2 protein-coding genes are annotated in these 1,447 nt (G+C 39.4%); one reads left to right on the top strand and one right to left on the bottom strand.

From position 1 onward, the window contains the following. Positions 1–409: 409 nt before the first annotated feature. Entirely contained in the window at positions 410–613 is a 204-nt protein-coding gene (locus ACSQ6I_RS23425) for a hypothetical protein (RefSeq protein ID WP_438892645.1), read from the top strand. 218 nt (positions 614–831) lie between these two features. Here the strand turns inward: ACSQ6I_RS23425 and ACSQ6I_RS23420 are convergent, their stop codons facing one another. Further along, positions 832–1,035: a hypothetical protein gene (locus ACSQ6I_RS23420; RefSeq protein ID WP_438892645.1), complete on the bottom strand. Its 204-nt coding sequence runs from the start codon at positions 1,033–1,035 to the stop codon at positions 832–834. Positions 1,036–1,447 lie beyond the last annotated feature (412 nt).

The raw sequence follows: 1,447 nt of genomic DNA, 5'->3' as shown, positions 1-1,447 counted from the left end.
CCAAGGGGTTTTAAAATAAATAATGACCAATCTACCGCAAAGGCAACTTAAGCAGCGTGTAGGCGATTGTAGAGGTGATTGGGCTATCTAAGTATAAAAAGCCAGTAAGATGTATTCACTCCACCCGTACTAAAAAAAGACTTCTCACTATATATTTAGGGGGGGTGGACTGTAGAAAATACGAGTAAATGCCATTTTAAAATACGTAGCCAATTAGACATACTTAAAATATAGGAATTAGTCCATTTTGCGAAAAGTGCCGGGGGATTTTGGGAAGTTATGCCGGTCAGTTTGGAAAATTCTTGAGGGAAAATTTAGGGAAGTTGCGATATTGCGATAAATTGCGATTGCACTTTAGGGGAAAATTCAGAGAAGCTATCATCACTATACAAACCGAGTTGTTATAAATATGGGTGAACAAACTGACTTGATGCAAACATGGGTAAACAAAACGTCTTGTTATCACTGTACGAACCGACTTGACCGCAAACATGAGTATACAAACCGACTTATCTATCACTATACGAACCGACTTGATGCAGATATGAGTGAACAAACCGACTTGTTATCTATGCACAAACCGACTTATCTATCACTATACGAACCGACTTGACGCAGACATGAGTATACAAACCGACTTGTTATCTATGCACAAACCGACTTAGCACAAGCATGATGCACAAGAGGGTTCGTATAGTCCTTACTATCATTCCTTGTTCTCATGAGAACAAGGAATGATAGTAAGGACTATACGAACCCTCTTGTGCATCATGCTTGTGCTAAGTCGGTTTGTGCATAGATAACAAGTCGGTTTGTATACTCATGTCTGCGTCAAGTCGGTTCGTATAGTGATAGATAAGTCGGTTTGTGCATAGATAACAAGTCGGTTTGTTCACTCATATCTGCATCAAGTCGGTTCGTATAGTGATAGATAAGTCGGTTTGTATACTCATGTTTGCGGTCAAGTCGGTTCGTACAGTGATAACAAGACGTTTTGTTTACCCATGTTTGCATCAAGTCAGTTTGTTCACCCATATTTATAACAACTCGGTTTGTATAGTGATGATAGCTTCTCTGAATTTTCCCCTAAAGTGCGATCGCAATTTATCGCAATATCGCAACTTCCCTAAATTTTCCCTCAAGAATTTTCCAAACTGGCCCGGCATAACTTCCCAAAATCCCCCGGCACTTTTCGCAAAATGGACTAATTCCTATATTTTAAGTATGTCTAATTGGCTACGTATTTTAAAATGGCATTTACTCGTATTTTCTACAGTCCACCCCCCCCTAAATATATAGTGAGAAGTCTTTTTTTAGTACGGGTGGAGTGAATACATCTTACTGGCTTTTTATACGTAGATAGCCCAATCACCTCTACAATCGCCTACACGCTGCCTAAGTTGCCTTTGCGGTAGATTGGTCATTATTTATTTTAAAACCCCTTGGT

The sequence above is a fragment of the Anabaena sp. WFMT genome (assembly GCF_051781005.1).
GTDB lineage: Bacteria > Cyanobacteriota > Cyanobacteriia > Cyanobacteriales > Nostocaceae > Anabaena.
This window is presented reverse-complemented; position numbering and strand designations above follow the sequence as displayed.

Bases quoted from the DNA above. Each gene is read 5' to 3' on its own strand.
- ACSQ6I_RS23425 (WP_438892645.1), top strand. From the start codon at position 410: ATGGGTGAACAAACTGACTTGATGCAAACATGGGTAAACAAAACGTCT.
- ACSQ6I_RS23420 (WP_438892645.1), bottom strand. From the start codon at position 1,035: ATGGGTGAACAAACTGACTTGATGCAAACATGGGTAAACAAAACGTCT.